Annotated in this window: 13 protein-coding genes; 4 read left to right on the top strand and 9 right to left on the bottom strand. The window is 59.2% G+C overall.

Annotated elements, in window-relative coordinates; genetic code table 11:
* Window positions 1-99 precede the first annotated feature (99 nt).
* Window positions 100-3,453, top strand: coding sequence for an alpha-mannosidase (locus AC2IAX_RS07995; RefSeq protein WP_494390082.1), 3,354 nt, complete (start codon window positions 100-102; stop codon window positions 3,451-3,453).
* Between the two features lie 59 nt (window positions 3,454-3,512).
* Here AC2IAX_RS07995 and patR read toward each other — a convergent pair whose 3' ends face one another.
* Window positions 3,513-4,583, bottom strand: a complete 1,071-nt coding sequence (gene patR, locus AC2IAX_RS07990) for a heterocyst master regulator PatR (protein ID WP_494390081.1) — start codon at window positions 4,581-4,583, stop codon at window positions 3,513-3,515.
* A 719-nt stretch (window positions 4,584-5,302) separates the two neighbouring features.
* Between patR and AC2IAX_RS07985 the strand changes: the two genes are divergently transcribed.
* Window positions 5,303-6,154, top strand: a complete 852-nt coding sequence (locus tag AC2IAX_RS07985) for a tetratricopeptide repeat protein (protein ID WP_494390080.1) — start codon at window positions 5,303-5,305, stop codon at window positions 6,152-6,154.
* Between the two features lie 400 nt (window positions 6,155-6,554).
* On the opposite strand, the gene AC2IAX_RS07980 is transcribed toward AC2IAX_RS07985, so the two are convergent.
* The 7 genes from AC2IAX_RS07980 to AC2IAX_RS07950 form a co-directional block, all read right to left on the bottom strand.
* Window positions 6,555-7,478, bottom strand: a complete 924-nt coding sequence (locus tag AC2IAX_RS07980; protein WP_494390079.1) for an SPFH domain-containing protein — start codon at window positions 7,476-7,478, stop codon at window positions 6,555-6,557.
* Window positions 7,479-7,743: 265 nt separating this feature from the next.
* Window positions 7,744-8,271, bottom strand: a complete 528-nt coding sequence (nrdR, locus tag AC2IAX_RS07975; protein ID WP_494390078.1) for a transcriptional regulator NrdR — start codon at window positions 8,269-8,271, stop codon at window positions 7,744-7,746.
* Between the two features lie 283 nt (window positions 8,272-8,554).
* Window positions 8,555-8,650, bottom strand: a complete 96-nt coding sequence (locus AC2IAX_RS07970) for a photosystem II reaction center protein T (RefSeq protein ID WP_037216787.1) — start codon at window positions 8,648-8,650, stop codon at window positions 8,555-8,557.
* 313 nt (window positions 8,651-8,963) lie between these two features.
* A complete protein-coding gene (gene psbB, locus AC2IAX_RS07965) occupies window positions 8,964-10,484 on the bottom strand; it encodes a photosystem II chlorophyll-binding protein CP47 (RefSeq protein WP_190532308.1) in 1,521 nt (506 codons plus the stop codon).
* Between the two features lie 252 nt (window positions 10,485-10,736).
* Window positions 10,737-11,087, bottom strand: a complete 351-nt coding sequence (locus AC2IAX_RS07960) for a hypothetical protein (RefSeq protein ID WP_494390077.1) — start codon at window positions 11,085-11,087, stop codon at window positions 10,737-10,739.
* A gap of 50 nt (window positions 11,088-11,137) precedes the next feature.
* The gene (locus tag AC2IAX_RS07955; protein ID WP_494390076.1) at window positions 11,138-13,513 is read right to left on the bottom strand and encodes a protein phosphatase 2C domain-containing protein; all 2,376 of its coding nucleotides are present in this window, start codon (window positions 13,511-13,513) and stop codon (window positions 11,138-11,140) included.
* A 20-nt stretch (window positions 13,514-13,533) separates the two neighbouring features.
* Window positions 13,534-16,113, bottom strand: coding sequence for a GH116 family glycosyl hydrolase (locus AC2IAX_RS07950; RefSeq protein WP_494390075.1), 2,580 nt, complete (start codon window positions 16,111-16,113; stop codon window positions 13,534-13,536).
* A 329-nt stretch (window positions 16,114-16,442) separates the two neighbouring features.
* Here AC2IAX_RS07950 and AC2IAX_RS07945 point away from each other — a divergent pair, with 329 nt between their 5' ends.
* Together AC2IAX_RS07945 and AC2IAX_RS07940 are read left to right on the top strand one after the other, a co-directional pair.
* Window positions 16,443-17,642, top strand: coding sequence for a peptidoglycan-binding domain-containing protein (locus AC2IAX_RS07945; RefSeq protein ID WP_494390074.1), 1,200 nt, complete (start codon window positions 16,443-16,445; stop codon window positions 17,640-17,642).
* Window positions 17,643-17,738: 96 nt separating this feature from the next.
* Window positions 17,739-18,344, top strand: coding sequence for a peptidoglycan-binding domain-containing protein (locus AC2IAX_RS07940; protein ID WP_494390073.1), 606 nt, complete (start codon window positions 17,739-17,741; stop codon window positions 18,342-18,344).
* 14 nt (window positions 18,345-18,358) lie between these two features.
* Here the strand turns inward: AC2IAX_RS07940 and AC2IAX_RS07935 are convergent, their stop codons facing one another.
* Window positions 18,359-18,769 carry a hypothetical protein gene (locus AC2IAX_RS07935; RefSeq protein WP_494390072.1) on the bottom strand — a complete coding sequence of 137 codons (411 nt, stop codon included), beginning with the start codon at window positions 18,767-18,769 and terminating at the stop codon, window positions 18,359-18,361.
* Window positions 18,770-18,861: the final 92 nt, after the last annotated feature.

The following is an 18,861-nucleotide window of genomic DNA, read 5'->3' as shown; positions in this document are numbered from 1 at the left end:
CTCAAATTCCACGGGAGTGAACGAGCCAGCGAAAGAGCGACGGGAGAATGGCCTTTAAATTGGAGAAAGTATACATACACCGAGCGAGCCTAGCTTCCCGTGACTCCGCAGAATTCTGAGCCTTGGCAGTTCTCGATTGATCGGCTGCGTTCCCTCACTCGATATCGCTGCCAAACCGCTTGGCAGGGGTGGCGAGGTGAATTGCGTCTAGATTGGGCCTTGGATCCCGATCGGTGGTCGCGTTGGCCGCAAATGGCGGCGAATGACAAGGGCCACATCCCCGTGGTGGCGGGCCGATCGACCCTGTGGTTAGCCCAACGGATTGTGATTCCGGAATATTTGGCAGAACCCTACCCGATCGCGGGGCTGACATTGCGGCTGGCCTTGGGGTGGTGGGCGGAAGTGGCGGAAATTTATCTGAATGGGCAATTTGTCCAGGCGGGAGATCTCTTCGATCCGGCCTGTCGGCGGTTGCTGAGCACGGCGGCGGAGCCGGGCATGGCGTTTGATTTGGCGATTCGATTGGTGTCACCCGGCCATGATCAAGGGGCGTTGGTGAAGGCGGAGCTGATTTTTGAGGCGGCTTCTTTGGTCGATCGCCTGGATCCGGGAACGCTGGCCGATGAGTTGGCGGTGGTGGCTCAGTTTGCCACGTTGGAATCGCCCGATCGCCCCGATCGCACCAGTTTGGATCAGGCGATCGGGCAAATTCACTGGGCGGCCATCGCCGATCGGGTGGCCTTTGAAGCCTCCCTGCAACGGGCCCGCCAAACCCTGGTGGCTGCCGGTTGGGCCGATTGGCTCAAGCGGCGGCAAATCCACGCCGTGGGCCATGCTCACTTGGACATGGCTTGGCTCTGGCCCGTGGCGGATACCTGGGATGCGGCCGATCGCACCTTTCGATCGGTCTTGCAGTTGCAAACGGAATTTCCTGACCTGACCTTCACCCATTCCAGCCCGGCCCTGTTTGAGTGGCTGGCAACCGATCGCCCGGCCCTGATGGCCCAAGTGCGCGATCGCGCCGTGGAAGGGCGGTGGGAACTGGCGGCGGGCCTCTGGATTGAGCCGGACTTGAACTGCATCAGCGGCGAATCGATCGCCCGCCAAATTCTCTACGGTCAACAATTTGCCCTCAACCATCAAGGCCAGTGGGTGGCGGATCAACCGGCCCGAATTGCCTGGTTGCCCGATACCTTTGGGTTTTGCTGGCAATTGCCGCAACTGTTGCGGTTAGGGGGCATTGATATTTTTGCCACCCAAAAACTGCGCTGGAACGACACCACCCGCTTTCCCCACGAGGCCATCACCTGGGAAAGTCCCGATGGGTCGCAAGTGTTGGGTTGGATGTTGCCGCCCATTGGCACGGACGCGGATCCCCTGGCGATCGCTCGGTATGCCGTCGATTGGGAACAGGCCACCGGCCAAACCACCAGCCTTTGGTTACCGGGGCTGGGCGATCGAGGCGGCGGCCCCACCCGGGAAATGCTGGAGCAGTGGCAGCGCTGGTCAGCCTCTCCCCTGTTCCCGAAGCTAGGGTTTGGACGGGTGACCGATTTGGGCGCAAAACTCGCCGCGATCGACACCTGGCCCCGCTGGCGCGATGAACTGTATCTGGAGTTCCATCGCGGTTGCTACACCACCCACTTGGATCAAAAGCTGGCCAACCGCCGCTGTGAGGGACTGTTGTATGAAGCGGAACTTTGGTGGTCTTTGGCGGAAATGGCGGGGTTGGTGACTCCCGAGTTGGCCACCGCCACTTTCGCAGACCTGGAGCAGGCCTGGAAACGGGTGCTGTTTAACCAGTTCCATGACATTTTGCCCGGCACTTCGATTCCAGAAGTCTATGAAACGGTGAATGGGGATTGGCAGGTGGCGGAAGCCGGAGCCTTGGCCGGGCGCGATCGCGCATTAAGTCATTGGTGCGCGGCGATCGACCTATCCCAACCACCTGTAGCCGGAGCTTCCCCCGTGGCGATTTTTAACAGCCTCAGTTGGGAGCGATCGGGCGTGGTGGAACTGGGGCTGCCCCCGGGATCTTGGCGGGCGGTGAGTGGCGATGGGCAACCGTTGTTAACTCAGCGATCGGGGCCCCGGGGCGATCGGCTGCTGGTGCAGGTGAATGACTGCCCCGGTGTGGGTTATCAATGCCTGTGGTTAGTGCCCGATGCCGAACCCACGATGGTGGATTTGCAACATTTACCCAGCGAGCCGCCGATTCTGCAAAATCCCTGGTTACGGGTCACGATCGATCCGATCACCGGCAACATCAGCAGTTTGTTTGACATCATCCAAAATTGTGAAATCCTGTCCGGCCCCGGCAACGAGCTGCAAGCCTTTCGGGACGCGGGGCAATATTGGGATGCTTGGAATATTGATCCCGCCTACGAAACCAATGCGCTGCCCCCAGCTCAACTGTTGGATTGGCGGTGGGAAGAGTCGGGCCCCGTGCGCCAAGTGCTGCGAGTGCGGCGACAGGTGGGGCAATCGGTGATCACTCAAGATTACGTGCTGGAGTCCCGATCGCCCCTGTTGCAAATTCGCACCACCGCCCAATGGCAAGAAACCCAAGTCCTGTTAAAAGCCGCTTTTCCTCTCAGCGATGAGCCGGATCTCGCCACCTACGAAATGCCTTGCGGGGCAATTGTCCGCCCCACCCGACCCAGCACCGCCGCCGAACAAGCCAAGTGGGAAGTGCCCGCCCTGCGCTGGGCTGACTTGGCCGCCCGCTTAATTGCGGATCATCCTGGGCCTGGGCGATCGACCCCCGATGCGGCCATCGATGCGACCCCCGATACGACCCCCGATACGACCCCCGATCGAACTCCCCAAATTGCGGATCCCACCCCGCAGGATGTGGCGGCCTGGGGGGTGAGTTTGTTAACCACGGGGCCCCATGGGTTTGATGCCAAGCCGGGTCAGTTGCGTTTGAGTTTGTTGCGATCGCCCTGTTGGCCCGATCCCCACAGCGATCGGGGTACCTGGGAATTCACCTACGCGATCTATCCCCACTTGGGCGGCTGGCAAGGGGCCCAGACGGTGCAGCGATCGGCCGAGTTGCAATCACCACTCTTAGCCTGCTGGGTTCCTGTGCCCGCCACTGAGGATCCGCCATTAGCCAAAGTTGCGGCCGATTCGGCGATCGCGCCCCAGTTGCCCACCCAAGCCACCTTGCTCAACTTGGACTGTGACCATGCCCAACTGATGGCCCTCACCCGCCATCCCCAACGGGCCGATCGCTGGGTGTTGCGGCTTTATGAAAGTGTCGGCCGATCGGGGCAGTTGCACCTAACCAGTGATTTGCCCTTGACCTGGGGCGATCGGGTCAACTTGTTGGGCGATCCCCTGCCGGATTCTGCCCCAACGCCCACAGCACCAACCCCAGCAGACCCCGCCAGCACAAAGGCGATCAAGCCCTGGCAAATTTGTTGCCTGGAACTTGATCGCCTCAACTAATCGCTCCCAATTGAACTTATTTCCCAGACTGGCTGGAAACCACGGTCTCCGTTAGCTGCCTAGGATTCCCTTGAAGATTCGTGAGCCTCGCCCTCCGGAGCCGCGCTGCGTGGCCGCGGTTTCGATGGCTTTTGGTCTCCGTTTCGTTGGGGCCGTGGTGTGGCGGGCCGAGTCCCTTCGGGCCGATCCCCGGGCGGGCGATCGTTCCGATTAAACCGGCGACCGCCGCCGCCGCCCCGAGGCTTGTGGTTACCCGTCGGTTTGCGAGGCTTGCGGGGGGGCATTCGTCGAATGGATGTGCCCTTCACGATCGTCAGCACATCCCCTTCCCGCTTCACCTCCACATCCCAGAAATGGCCCACGGCTCGCTCACCCAGCACGCCCTTCAAGTGAATCTTGAACGCCTTCGCCTTGTCATCGGGGCGACGCGGCGCTTGCTGGATGCGCATGGTTACCGCTTCTTGGTCGGCCCGATGGAACATCACCTCGCCTCGGATCGAGAAAAATTCTTGATCTACCACGGCTGGTTCTAAAACCGGCTCATCGGATCCTTCCGGCGGCTTGCGGTGCAGGGTTTCCGGTTCCCAAACGCCCACCACTTGCAAATGCAGGTGATTTTCGCGGGTGCGCGGATAAACCACCCACAGATGTTCCGTTTCAAGATCGATGTGGTTTTTGACAAGGCTCATGACCCGGCCCAGCAACACCGCATCGATCTGGATATCGTTTTCCACCACCAAAGCACCCTTGGTTAGGCGCTCTTCGGAAGGCAGATAGCGGCCTCGCACCAGCCCGATCGCCCGGTATTGCATCGGGTCACTCGGCGGCGGAATGGGATGCAGTCGCAAACCCAGGGTGCTGTCCTCTTCCGGGGCGGGATCGGGTTCCTCCGTGGCCACGGGTTCCGGCGCTGCGGTCGGTTCGGGGGTGGCGGGTGGGTCTCGCCGCACGGGCTTGGAAATACTAACGATTTTGGCGGACTCTTTTTCCGATTTAGCGGCTTCCTTACGAGGGGCTTCTTCGGATTGAGCGGCGGGTGGATTGGGACGGACGGGGGGCGGGTTTGGCCGCTTGGGCCCGTTGTTCGGTGTGGATGACTCGGCCGCAGGCGGCTCAGACGGGGGACACATAAGACCTCCTTGCAGGGGACGGAGACAGGAGCGAGGAACAGAGATCAGTTCGGCGATCGGTCAGCCCGGCGATCGGTGCATCACGGTGCGCATGACGATGTGTATGACACTGCATCAGCGCGAATCAGAAATGCAAATCAGAAATGTAAATCAGGGCGATCGCCTCACAGCCATTGAAGATCATTTGGCAAAGATCATTCAGGGCCGGGTTTAAGCCAGTTTCCCGAGCTGAGCCGAGAAATGGGCCAAGAGACCTGAGGCAAAACCGATTCGGAACTGATATTGAACGAGGACGGACATTGACGGGGCCAGCCCAGGACTCACCCACCTCCCTGGAATGGCATTTTCCAGAGACCAATCACCCCCTGGGCCCACGGGGAAACTGGAGGTGACGGCTCAAGGGCCAAGACCTGGGGGCTGTCAATCTGCCTATTCTACTGAATGCATGGATAGCCCAAGGGAGTCAGAAGATTTTTCTGATTTTTTGGGAGTTCGGGGAAGTGCTGCCGATTTGGACTTAACCTCAAACCCTGATGTCATCATCATTTGAGCGACATTAGGGATCGATCGCCGCATGGGGTTCGCTCGGTTGCCGGAGGGATCGGATCCAAGAATTTCTGTTGGTTTAGAGCGCGTGGATGTCAAAATGTCGGGTTACGGCCCCCAAGAGACTTCCCCGCATGGGGCTGCTCTTCCGTCAGGCAAACGAGGCAAAAACTGTGACGAATCAGAAGCAAAACCGTTGGCTCACGAGCGCTGTGCTGTTTTTGGCGCTACTCGCTTTTGTTGGACTGTCGGTGTTGCCCCTGTTGGGAGGACTGCGCCAAACCCCCAATTCTGCCGCCAGCCCGGGGGCCAGCCCGGCCAGCTCGGAGCGCGATCGACTCATGAACGAGGCCAAGGGCTATGAGTTGGTTCTGCAACGGGAACCGGACAATCAAACGGCCCTGCGGGGGCTGTTGGAAGCCAAGCTGAAAATGGGCGATCGCAAGGGGGCGATCGCGCCGTTGGCCAAACTGGCGGAGCTGAACCCTTCCGAACCGGACTACGGCATTCTGTTAGCCCAAGCCCAAAAAGAGGCGGGAGACTTGGAAGCGGCGGCAGCCACCTACCGCACCCTGCTCGATCGCCAGCCCAACAGCCTCAAGGCCCTGCAAGGATTGGCCACCCTGTTGGTGGAACAGCAGCGCCCCCAAGCGGCCGTGGGTTTGGTGCAGGAGTCATTGGATCAGGCGATCGCGGCCAATAAAAGCAAGCCCAACAGCGCCGATGTGGTGTCGATTCGGCTGCTCTTGGGCGAGGTTTACGTCAAGTTGGAGCGGTATGACGATGCGATCGCTGCGTTTGACAAGGCCCTAGAGGGCAATCCCAAGGATTTTCGACCGGTTTTGGCCAAGGCGATCGTGTTGCGAAATCAGGGCAAGACTCAACAGGCTGAGGAATTGTTTGCAACGGCTGCGGGGTTAGCGCCCGATCGATTCAAGGATCAAATCCGCAAGCTGGCGGCCACAGAACCCGGCGCTGAGCCAACCCCCGCCGCCAGCCCCAGTCCATCGCCCGCACAGCCCTAGGCTCTGGTCGTCATTGCCTGGAGTCCAGTGAAGATGGTCGATCAGCCATACCCTAACCGCCCCAGACAAGGGGCTTAAGCCCCTTGTCCCCCACGATCCGCTAACGGCAGATCTAGGGTTTCGTGCTCAACGACGACAGACTCTAGGGCCTGTCGTCAAATCATCTGAAACCCTGATGACCTCGTTCTTCAAACCAATCAATCGTAGGGGCGGGGTCTCCCCGCCCAGTTCCCGCGATCCTTGGGTGTTCCCAAGGGTGGACAGGGTTGTAGCGATCTCCCAGGTTAGGGTTGGGAGACCCAACCCCTACGGCGATGGAAATGACGACAGACCCTAAGCCCCTTGCCTACGTCGATCCCTGAGGCGTACAGATTAGCAATTTTGGCTTTTCAGACATCCTCTAAGCGCCGCCGGGGCCATCCAAGTCGGCAAAGTCAACCTTGCCATGTACGTGGTGATGGCGAGCGGGGGTTGATTCATCGCCTTCCATGATGCCGTTGACGGTTTCCGTGAGCGCTTTGGGATCCATAAAGATCACCTTGGAGTTGGGGCTTTCGCTAATGCGCTGGCTGGCATCCACATAGCGCTGAGCCACCAGGAATTTCACCATTTGCTCCAAAACCCCCTTGTTTTGGGGACGATCCTGCATGGCGGCCGAAATGAGCTGCACCGCTTGCACAATCCCTTCAGCCTCAGAAACGGCGGCCCGCTTGCGCCCTTCCGCTTCGGCAATGGCTGCGTCGCGCTTGCCTTCAGCCTCAGAAACGGCGGCTTGGCGTTCCCGTTCAGCAATTCGGGTTCGCTCCATGGCGCGATCGATCTCTTCCGGGCGCTTGACGTTTTGGATCGCCACCCGCAACACCTTAATGCCCCACTCAGTGGTGATGGTATCGAGGCGCTCCAGCAGATAATTATTCAGTTCTTCAATTTTGGAGAAGGTTTCTTCTAGATCAATTTGACCGAATCGGGCGCGTAATTCCGTCAAAACCAAGTTTCTGAGGGAATCATCCAGATTATCAACGTTGTAGTAGGCGGCCTTCAAGTTAACGATGCGCCAAGAAACGAGGGCATCCACCTCGATCGCCAAGCCGTCTTTGGTGATGACTTGCTGGGGGGCGATATCCAGGTCGCGTTCCCGCATGGTTTCGACAATCAGCGAATCCACGAACGGAATCACAAAGTTCAATCCCGGATCGAGCGTGCGTTGATAGCGACCGAGGCGCTCAACCAATGCTTTATTTCCCTGTTCAATCACCCGAGCGGAGCTGGCAAAGTAGCCCAAGCCCACGGCGAGAGAAACGAGTAGCCCCAACACTGCATCCACTTTGATTCACTCCATGCTTAGGTGCGACTGTTGGTTGACGCTGCAACCAATGCCGATATTTGGTCTTGCCACTTTGGTTTTGCCACTCTTAGGAGCATTTGACAAGCGGCCGGGCCCCCTGTGTGGTTGAGGGATGACAGCGATCGCCCCAGAAATGTCCTGGGAGGATCAAAAAATGAATGCAAGATAACCCAAAAAAGATAGCCCAAACAAGAGGGTTAAAAAATAATCAAAATCGTTGACTGTATGGCTTTTCAATCCTTTCTCAGGGATTGTGATCACTGCCAAGAGCAATATCCTCCAGGAGAGGGGCAGTCGCTGGCCAAATATGCGCTTCAGCCCGCTCGGCTCGCAATCGATCGAGGGTTTCCACAAAATCCCGAATGCCCTGAAACTGCTGATACACCGAGGCAAAGCGCACGTAGGCCACTTCGCTGAGCAATCGCAACCGATCGAGCACCAGTTCGCCTAATTCATTGGTTTTCACTTCCCGAATCGATCGCTGTTGGACTTCCGCTTCAATTTCGTCCACGATCGATTCCAACTGCTCCACGCCAATGCCAGTTTTTTCACAGGCGCGGATTAACCCCCGCAGCAGCTTGGAGCGATCGAACGATTCCCGCCGCCCGTCTCGCTTGACCACCGCGATCGGCACAAATTCCACCCGTTCGTAGGTTGTGAAGCGCCGCAAACAAGCCAAACACTCGCGCCGCCGCCGAATGCTTTGTCCGCCTTCCGCCGCCCGCGATTCAAGCACCCGACTATCCGTGTGATGGCAGAACGGACACCGCACAGGCATCACCCCTCATAACAGAACCCGAGTGACAAACCGTGCGATCGAGTTGCCCCACAGACCCTCCATCCAAACGATTCATCACTCGGGTTGAACGGCGATCATGGTCGATCGAGCCACCGAAGGGCTAGCTCCCAACCCTAGATTGGGCGATCGGGCCAACGATCCAAATATCAATACAGCCAATGGAGCCAATGGAGCCAATGGAGCCAATGGAGCCAATGCAGACAAGCTCAATCTAATTAAGCTCAGTTGGATCAAGCTCAATCTGTCCAAGCCTTGCCTACTTGCCAATCCGAGGAGGCTCGCGGAAGGCAATTGCAAAAAACAACGTCCCGATCGCCAACGCCAAAATCAAAATGTAGGCAACGCTTTCCATCGTTCATTTCCTAACAACTTTTCCTCAGTCTATCAAGCCAGGGTCGAAAACGTTCAGTTTCCAAAATCCCGTCAAGTCAGGATTTACAACCTGCAACAATCTTCTGAAAAGGAACTTCCGAAAAAGAACTTCCAAAAAAATATTGAGCTGGCACTGAAGACAGTCTGCTCAGGGCGATCGGCCCCACCGCCCAACACCCCCAAAACACAGCGGGAGAGCCTGGAATTCCAGACTCTCCCGTTAATTTGTGGGCTACCAAGGGGTCAGAGTCTGACCCTTAGCACCCCAAAGCTAGAGTGACCAAAGCCAAGCCCTAGACCGACTCCTTGCGGGTGGTCAAGTCGCCCAGTTTTTGGAACGCACCAAACTCGATTTGTTCGCCCAGGTCAGCTTCAATCCCAGCAAACACGTCGCGGAACAGCGTCCGAGCACCGTGCCAGATGTGACCAAAGAAGAACAGCAGCGCAAACGAAGCATGGGCGAATGTGAACCAACCGCGAGGGCTGGTGCGGAACACGCCATCTGCATCGGTGGTGTCGAACTCAAACGGTTCGCCCAACTGCGAACGGCGAGCCAGCCGCTTCACATCCGCCGGGTTGGTGAAGGTTTGGCCGCCCAGCGCACCGCCGTAGACCTTAGCCGTGACACCGCTTTGCTCAACACTCAGCCTCGATTCTGCACGACGGAACGGAATGTCCGCACGCACCACACCATCCGCATCGGTCATCACAACCGGGAAGGTCTCGAAGAAGTTCGGCAGACGACGCACGTTCAGCTCGCGCCCTTCAGCATCGGTGAACACTGCGTGGCCCAGCCACTTCTTGGCCATGCCGTCGCCGCTGTTCATCTTGCCCACGCGGAACAGACCGCCCTTGGCGGGGCTGTTGCCCACATAGTCATAGAAAGCCAGCTTTTCGGGAATTGCCGACCAAGCTTCATCCAAGCTCTTGCCAGCCGCCACATCGGTTTGAACGCGACGTTGAATTTCCTGTTGGAAATAGCCGCTATCCCACTGATAACGGGTGGGGCCAAACAGTTCGATCGGGGTGGTGGCGTTGCCGTACCACATGGTGCCAGCAACCACGAAAGCCGAGAAGAACACCGCAGCGATACTGCTCGACAGCACGGTTTCGATGTTCCCCATCCGCAGGGCCTTGTACAGGCGCTCGGGCGGACGGACGCTCAGGTGGAACAGACCGGCAATAATCCCGACAATCCCCGCAGCGATGTGGTGGGCCACAATCCCGCCGGGGTTAAAGGGGTTAAAGCCATCGGGCCCCCACTCGGGCGCAACGGGCTGGACATGGCCAGTGATGCCATAGGGGTCAGACACCCACATCCCTGGTCCAAACAGACCCGTGAGGTGGAATGCACCGAAACCAAAGCAGAGAAGACCAGACAAGAACAGGTGGATGCCGAACATCTTCGGCAGGTCGAGGGCGGGTTCGCCCGTGCGGGGATCGGTGAACAGTTCCAAATCCCAGAACACCCAGTGCCAAACGGCTGCCAAGAACAGCAGACCCGAAAGGACGATGTGGGCGGTTGCTACGCCTTCAAAGCTCCAGAAGCCGACGTTGGTGGCAGTTTCACCCGTGACGCTCCAGCCGCCCCACGATTCGGTCACGCCCAAACGCGCCATGAAGGGCAGCACAAACATGCCTTGCCGCCACATGGGGTTCAGAACGGGATCGCTCGGATCGAAGTTGGATAGCTCAAACAGCGCCATGGAACCGGCCCAGCCGGCCACGAGCGCTGTGTGCATTAGGTGTACGGCAATCAGTCGGCCTGGGTCATTCAGGACGACTGTATGCACTCGATACCAGGGTAGTCCCATTGACTACGGCCTCCTCAATCGTTGGTGATACAGCAGTGCAGTAAATCGATCGCCTGTTATGGAAGTCGCGATGCAGTTTCTCGAAAGAATCCGTTAAGGCAGTTATCTAAAAAAGTGTATAGAGTCCACATACCGATCGCAAGCAAACGGGGAGGCCGATCGCCCTGTGATGGCGGCAATGGGTCATCGGCAGGGGAATGCGCCGGCCGCCGTTGACGGTTGGGGATCGAGACCGTGATGATCGGGGCAACCCTAGAACTGGCCGGCTTTTTGGGTTTGAAAGTGGGCTTGGGCCAGGCTCAGACGCTCGATCACCTGGTCGGCGCTGATTAAACGGGTCAGCAGCACTTGCCCGATCGGCTGATTGAAGTTGCCGTCACCGGTGGTGGTCGGTTCGGGCTTAACCTCGATGGTGACGATGCTGGACTCGACCCGATACAGCCAGAGCACTTCGTCCTGCTGGGTGATGGAGAGGTGGGTGCGTTCAATGCGGGGCCCGCGTCGCCAAGCGATGGTGCTCCAGGGGCCATCGGTGCTCCAAACGCGCCCAACAACCCACCCGTCCGCAAGAAAGAAATATTTCCAAGATTCAGTGCTGTTCATGGCTGTCCCCGGGGAGGCGATCGCAAGTCCGCGCTCAACTTATCACCAATTCACGGCGGGTTGTTGACGGCATCGGGAGTGATTGTCGCGGTCTGGCAGCCGTTGGGCAAGGGGAGGGGAGCGGCGGCCACAACGCGATCGCCCAAGTCCGCTTGGCGGGCCCAAAGAGTTGCGCCGCTGGCGAGAGAACTGTTCGGATTGCTGCGGCCCAGGGTACAGATTTTGAGTTCCACCCAGGTTAGGCCAGGTGGCGGCCCAGAGGGGCGATCGCCGGTTGGTGGATTGGCGATCGGGGTGGCCGTTGGGGTGGCGGGGGCGATCGGCAAGGAAATGCGCAGAATTTGAATGGTGCTGTTGGGGGGCAACCAACCAACCAGCGTGGTTCGATCGGGCCCGTATAACCCCAGGGCGGCAGCTTGGGGCTTGATTTGCAGCACCTCGCCCACATTCAGAGCCATCAGGCTGGGTACGGGGCTGGGTGTGGCGTTGATCCCACTGGGTGAGGCGATCGGGGAGGGGCTAGGAGCCGGGGGATTGGGAGCATTGGCATCGACTAGTTGCCGCACCAGGGGCATGATCACCAGGGCCAACAGCCCACCGCCAAAAATGACCAGGGCCAACAGACTGAACCAGCGGCCAACCCAAGGCGATCGAGCCAGGGGCGATCGCCCTTCCGGGGGAATTGGCGAGGGTTCCGCCGAAGGGGTCACCAGTTCCGTTTGGGGCATTTTGGCCACCACCGAGGGCAACAGGTCATCCCCTTGGAAACTATTGGGGTTATTGGGGTTGGCAGCGGGCGAAACCTCCAATTCCCGATCGAGCGGTGGACTCGGAACCATTACGGGGCGGCGCAGGCGGGCTGGATCCGGCAAGAGCTGGCGCGTGGCTCCAATTTGCACCAGGCTAATGGTGGCGTTGTCGTGGCCATTGTGCTGATTGGCGAGGGCAATCATTTGGGCCACGGTTTGGCCGGGATCCCCTTGGCCCCAACGCACCGGGAACTGGTCACGCCACGATCGCTCGATCAGGTCAAAATCGCTCACCCCATCGGAGCAGAGGACGATCGCGCAATCCTCGTCCAACACCATTCGGCGCACACTGGGATAAAGTTGCTCAGAATTGCCCATGCCCAAGGCCTGTACCAGGGCCCCGGCGGCGCTGATTTGCAACAAATCCCGATAGAACCCGAGACCCAAACGGGTTTCGCGGGTAGCCAGGTCATCATCCAAGGTCAAGGCATAGCAGCCCGTGGGTGTGATTTGGTAGGCGCGGCTATCACCCACATGGGCAATATAAAGCCATCGATCGATCACCAGGGCCAAAACCACCGTGGTGCCCATCCGTTGGCGCTCGGATCGCCCCTCTTGCACATTGCGCTGGGTAATGACGGCATTGGCCAGCCCGATCGCCCGCAGCAGGGTGGCATTCACCAACTCAGGGCTAGGGGGGGCTTGGGCGGCGGCCTCGACAAAGGGCACTAACTCGGTGGTGAGCTGGTCGATCGCCCAACGGGAAGCCACATCCCCGCCCTCATGGCCCCCCAACCCATCGCAGACGATCGCCAAGCTCAACCGTTGCCCTCGGGTCTGATCTTGGCTGAAGGGATAGCAAGCATCTTCATTGCGCGATCGGCTCGGCCCCGGATCGCTCAGGCTGGCCACGGCCAGATCCACGGGCGCATCCTGGGCCGCCACTTGGGTGATGAGCTGCTCCAAATTTGCCACCAGCGTCGGCGGATCGCAATTACCCAACGCCACCTGCTGCAAGAGGGGCGACACCAAAGATTCCAAGGCCGGATGGGGCCGCAACCGTTGCACCCACCAGCGCCCCCACTCGGTCCAACTGGGCGATCGCCCCGCATTGTCCTTCAGGGCCAGTAACCGCACCCAGCCGCTCCCCACCCGCAACCGCTCCGGCTCCAACAGGGTGGCCGTGACCCCCGCGTCTTGCAAGGGTTCCCAGAGCCGCGCCACCTGCCACAGCCAATTCAGTTGGCGCAGGGGTGTGGCCTTGGCCCATTGGTCAACCAACTTTGGCAGCAGGGATCCATCGGGGCCGATCGGGGCCCCTTCAAGCAACAAAATGGCTTCCCGGCTAAAGTTCGACTGCTTGACAACGCCGTAAATTTGGGGCACTTGGGGCCGATGTTCCACCAGCCGCAAATAGCTAAGAAGCAGGCGAGTGACTTCCCCAGGTACTTCGGGCACTTGGCCTGGCTTGCTGTCCAAAAAGCACCGATCGCCCAAATAGTAGTAGCGATTGGCGAGCCAAGTGCCGGGAGCCAGCGATCGCAGGTCAGATCCAATCCCGTAGAGGTATAGATGCAGCAGCGGAGCACCACAGGCAGCACAAATCCTGGCCGAGGCGGGATTCCCGTGACCGCAGTGAGAATTACTGCATTCGATCGACCCGATCGGCACCGTCATAGCTCCTAAATTGCTGCTCCCTAACGGGCCGTCAAGGGCGCAAACTCCGTCAGAATGCCATACATTGCCCAAATGGCCATCGGTCGCAAGTAGGTACTGGCCCGGAAGGTGTTTTGAGCGGTGATAGCCTCCGGCGTTCGGAATTGCAAGCCCCCGCCATAGATTTGATGCACAACGGCGGCGGCCACTTCCATAGCTTCCTGCTGATAGCCCATTTGCAACCAAAAGGCCGCTAGCCCAAAGTTAATCCCTGTCCAGACTTCCAGGGGATGGGTGGCCTTCGGGTTTTCCGGGGAACCATCGGGCAACACACCGTTGGCCACCCCCAGGTTGGGCAGGTCGTGAGGGATGTTCCACCCCAGTTCCCGGGCCCGATCACTCCGACAGAAGGCGTTGAACTTGACGAAACAGGAATCATAAATCGTTTCGATCGTCCTGCGAACGGCGGCACTGTCCACCACATCCGGCAGTCCCAGCAACCGAGCATAGAACTGTCCGCAAAGTTGATCCGCCATCACCACGTCAGAACCGCTGCCGGTGTCGAGGCGATAGGATTGCCCGTTCCAGAGGGCCAGGTGATAAACCGATCGGGCTTGGGTGAGCCAGTCCTGGTAGGTGGCCAGGGTGGCCGCCAAGCTGGAACGATCGAGAGCGGCGCGGGCCCGGTCTGATTCATAGGTTAAATCATCCAAATCCGCTGCCAACAGCACTTGCCCGATCGCGATCGCCGCCTCCAGGGCCGCAATCCACAGGCCACCACAATAGGCACTCACGCCCACCAAGCACCAGTCATCAAAGGTTTGATCCGGTGCGCCGGAGTTTTCGGGAATGCCGTCGCCGTCTTGGTCAAAGGTTTTTAGGTAAGCGAGCGATCGCTCCACCGAATCCCAGCAGTCCACCAAGAATTGTTGATCGTTCGCTCCCGTAAGCTGATAGTCCCGGTAGACCTGCAACACGAAATCGCAGGGTAAATCCTTCCACAGGTTGCAGTCTTGATAGCTGGTGTAGTTGGTGGCTTCCCAGGGATGTTCGTTCGGCGCGCCCAAATCGTGAGGGGTGGCATCGGCAATTTTCCGAACCGCCGCCGCCCGGTTATAGCCAATGATCCGAGGGGTGGCATCGGCCGTGGGAATTGCCCGCGCAAAGGCCCGCATCACGGCTTTTTCCAGCTCGGGCCACAGCAACAGCAGCCCAAAGGAACCATAGAGCCGCACATCTAAACTTTCATACCAGCGGTAATCCAGACATTCGGCCACGGCGAACTGGCCCTTGGGATCTCGCTCATCGGCGGCACTCCAAACGGTGGCCCCGGCCGTCAGGTCATATAGCTCATTGAGGAGACCCATTTTGAACCAGTCGGGCCAATCCGGGCGATCGAGCACGGGTTTTTGCCAGGCCATGATCCCCTCGCGCCAGGCATCGTAATGCTTCAGGGCGGTGCGGGCGATCGACCAAGCCCCCTGGCCATTGCGCCCGAAAAAGTCCGTGTAGCGCCGGTAATAGGTCACACCCGCTTTAAATTCTGTGGTGGGAAAGTCCCAAGCCAGGATGAAGGGAATTTTGCGGGTTTTGCCGGGTCGGAGGGTGAAGCGAACGGCGATCGCCGCGCCGATTCGTTCACCGGCCTTGGCGGGTCGATCGTCGCTCTCGTCGGATAGGTCACCCGATCGGGAAAAATCGTGCCACAGATCCGACCCATCGCCGGCCGGGTTCCAGCGGGTGTGGTGAAACACCTCCACCGCCGGGTTTTGCACCGTCATTAGGGCCCATTGGCCCATGCCTTCGGCCAAGGGGCGATCGCCCGGATCAATCAAGCCTTCCAAGTTCAGGAGCGTGCAGCCCACCCGCGAGAAATCTTCAATCCAGCGGTTAAAGTTCCCCTCGCTTTCGCCCCAACGGGGTTGATATTCATACTCGGGGCTGCCGTCGTCCCGTACCGTAATTTCGGGATTCTTGAGGGCGTTGGTGAACCAGCCCACCGTGTTTTCCCAACTGAGCAGAATGCTGACCGTGATTGGGCGATCGGTGGGGTTGTGGGCCGTCCACTCAAACACCGCCACCGGGTAGCTGGTTTCCTGGTAGTTGCCCGCCAAAATCGGTGAAAACTGTTCGCAGGTGAGGTGGGTCTGCAACACGTTTTCATAGGTGAACCAACTGCGCGGGTAGAGCGCTGAGTAAGTGCCCGTTGAGCGCTCGGCCGTGGAAGCGGGATACCAATCCCAATTGCCCAGGCTGCCATCGGCGGGTGGTTCAGTGCTGAGGGCATAGGCCAGGGGCGAGTCGCCGTCCGCTTGCTCAAAAACCGCAAACTGACAGCCGGGCAGGTTCGCAAACACATGCTCCCCGCCGTCCATGTGCCAAAAGTTAAATTCACCCCGGGGCGATCGACCCAAGGAGCCGGCCCCAAACCCACCCAAGGGCGCACCATGCCAGGGGCCATCATCCAAATTGCTGGCATAGCGGACGGTGTAAGGATGGTCCCAACCCAGGCCGATCGGGCGGCTCCAAGCGCATGAAGGGATTGAGCCGGCGGAGGGGTGACCGGCGAGGGGCGCGATCGGGGTCGCGGGGGAATTGTTTGTGGGATTTGCCTGAACCATGCCCAGAATTCTAAGGTCTTTTGTTCGATCGCGCCTAGAACTTTAGCTGGAGATTCGAGGGTTAATCAGCGTCTGAAGAGAAGATCACCCCGATCCCCACCATAATGCCCGATCGCCCGGTGGCTCCCACCTTGTGTCTGAGGTCTGTTCTCCAGTACAACGGGGATGGATGATTCTGAAACCAACGTTCACCCATTCCCGATCGCCGTTCAACCAATCGCTGTTCAACCGATCGCCGTTGAATGACAAGAAAAATTCGAGTCGTTTAGCACTCCAGTCAGAGTCAAGAATTCAGTTTAGGAACTCAATCCACTTTTGATGGGCTTGTTATGGAAAGCTGGGCCTATTTGCACTATGCCCTGGCGTTAGAGGCGCTGGATGCCCCGGAACACCCGGAAGACCAAGAGCAGGGAACTGATCCGGTGACCGATCGGGCAACGGGGCAGCTTAATCGAATCACCTCGGGCCGAATGCTCTTGGGGGCGATCGCCCTTGGGGTGTTGTCTTGGCCGCTGCTGGCCGAAGGGGCCCAGGCCTATAACAGCTTGCGATTCGGCGATCGGGGCTTAGCGGTTCAAAATCTCCAGCAACTGCTCAAGGGGGCCGGGCTGGAAGTGCCGATTACCGCTGAGTTTGACAGCGCCACGGAATTGGCCCTGCGCAATTACCAACGGCGCACCGGCAAGCTCACTCCCACGGGCGTGCTCGATCGCACCAGCACCATGATGTTGATGGCGGCCAACGGCGCGCCCGCCCGCCAAGCACCCACCCCCTATTTGGTGCGTGGAGACCAGGGCCCTTCGGTGCAAGTCCTGCAATGGCGGCTGCGACAGGCCAGCACCTTTAATCTGCCCCTGTTGGTGACCGGAACCTTTGACGAAGCTACCCGTACCGCCCTGTTGACCTATCAGGCTCAGCACCGATTGCCGAGAACCGGTGTGTTGGATTTGGAAACCCAAGCCAAACTCGATGCGGAAACGGTGGAGCCGCGCAATCCTTGGCGATCGGACGGCCGAGGCGACACGGGCAACACGAACGATCGGGGAAATCAGCCGGGCGGTTGGCAGCCGGTGATTAACCGGCCGCGCCCCGTGGCTCCGGTGGTGTTGCCGCCAAGCGCTCGCCCCAGTTCCGAGGTGAACACAGGAAGTTATGGAACCCTGACCGCGCCGATCTATGGGGGCGAAACGAGCGATCGCGTGGCCACCCTCCAAGGCAAACTCCGCACCCTGGGTTTCCAAAAATCGCGCACCAATACGGGCCACTTCGGCAAAGTCACCCAAACGGCCCTGGTTGCCTTCCAGCGATCGCGCCGGCTTCCCGCCACCGGTTATGTGGATGCAACCACGGTCAATGCCTTGGCCACCGTGCCCGTTTCCGGCCGCCGAGGGTCACCCTACCTGCCCGTGAAACGCCATGTGCGCCGGGCCCGAAACTGGGTACGGCCCGCGACCGATTCCAGTTGGCAGCCTGTTTATAATCCCTGTTGCGTGCGGATCTGTGGCCCTGGCTCCGGTGGCTGGCAGTGATTGAGTTTGCAAATGAGCCTGTAATTGGCTCTGTGCCCCCGGTTGCGGATGTTTTGGATTTTTTAGGTTTGGATTCTTAGGTTTGGCAAATTATCTATGGAAAGTCTTGGCTATCCCCACCTGGCAGCGGCCTACCGGTCTGATGTTTTGGAACTCCCGTCCCTAGAAGCGGCCCTCAGTCGGGCGATCGCCTGGGAGCGCCTGTCGTCCCAAGGTTGGTTGCGCTTTTTGTCATTGTTGTTGACCGTCAGTATTTTGGGCGCGGCGATCGGCCCGGCCTTGGCTGCCGAGCGGGCGGGCGAAACCCTCCGCAGTGGCGGCGGCGGTGGCGGCGTGGGCGATGGCCCCGCCTTCGTCAATCCCGATCGGCCGGTCACCAAGCCCCTGCCCCCTATCACCGTTCGTCCCTGCCCCACCTTCAAAACCATCAGCAGCTACGTTTACCGCCCCCCTTATCTCCGCAATAACGGTGGATGGGGCGCGGGAGCCGGCCCCTGCTATAGCTGCGTGGGCGGTCGCAATGTCAACACCAGTCGTTTGCAACAGCGGCTGAAAGATTTGGGCTATTTCCGTTTCCGGGTCACGGGGTATTACGGCCCGATCACGGAAGCGGCGGTCAAGCGCTTCCAACGGGACTCTGGCTTAGTTCCTGATGGGGTGGCCGGGCCGCGCACCAAGGCCGCTCTCGGTTTACTGGGTTAATGAACCCGATCGCCCTAACCCAAATCCCGCTCTAGGGCGATCGCCCATTGGGCTGCGATGTCAATTTGGGTGAAGGGAATTTTCATCGGTGGGCCGCTGTCTTTGCGCACCAACTCCAAAATCACCTGCTTGGCTTGAGTGGGATATTTCTCGGGGTTGATCGCCTGGCCATCGGCCATGAGCACCACGCCTTGCACTTGCTCTAGGGAAAGCCGTTGCACCTCGATCGGACCCTTGCGGTTGGGAATGCCCCAAACCAATTCACGACCCTTTTGGCCCAGGACAGCGTAAATGTCGTATTTGGCGCGATCGAACCCTTTTGCCCAAATTTTGTAAGCCTCTAGCCGTTGATATTCATTCCAACCGGCATAGGCGAGACCGATAAACAGCCCCAGAAGGGGCAGCCACATCAAACCATGTTCCATAGGGCCGTTGCGGGGGTGGGACTTGGATAATTGGGGAGAAGATCTTGCTGATTTTACGGGTCTTGTGGGTCTTGCAGATCACCTAGGGTTGA

The organism is Limnothrix sp. HT2024 (assembly GCF_059138625.1).
The sequence above is the reverse complement of the archived record's forward strand: the minus strand, read 5'-3'. Positions and strand labels throughout refer to the sequence as shown.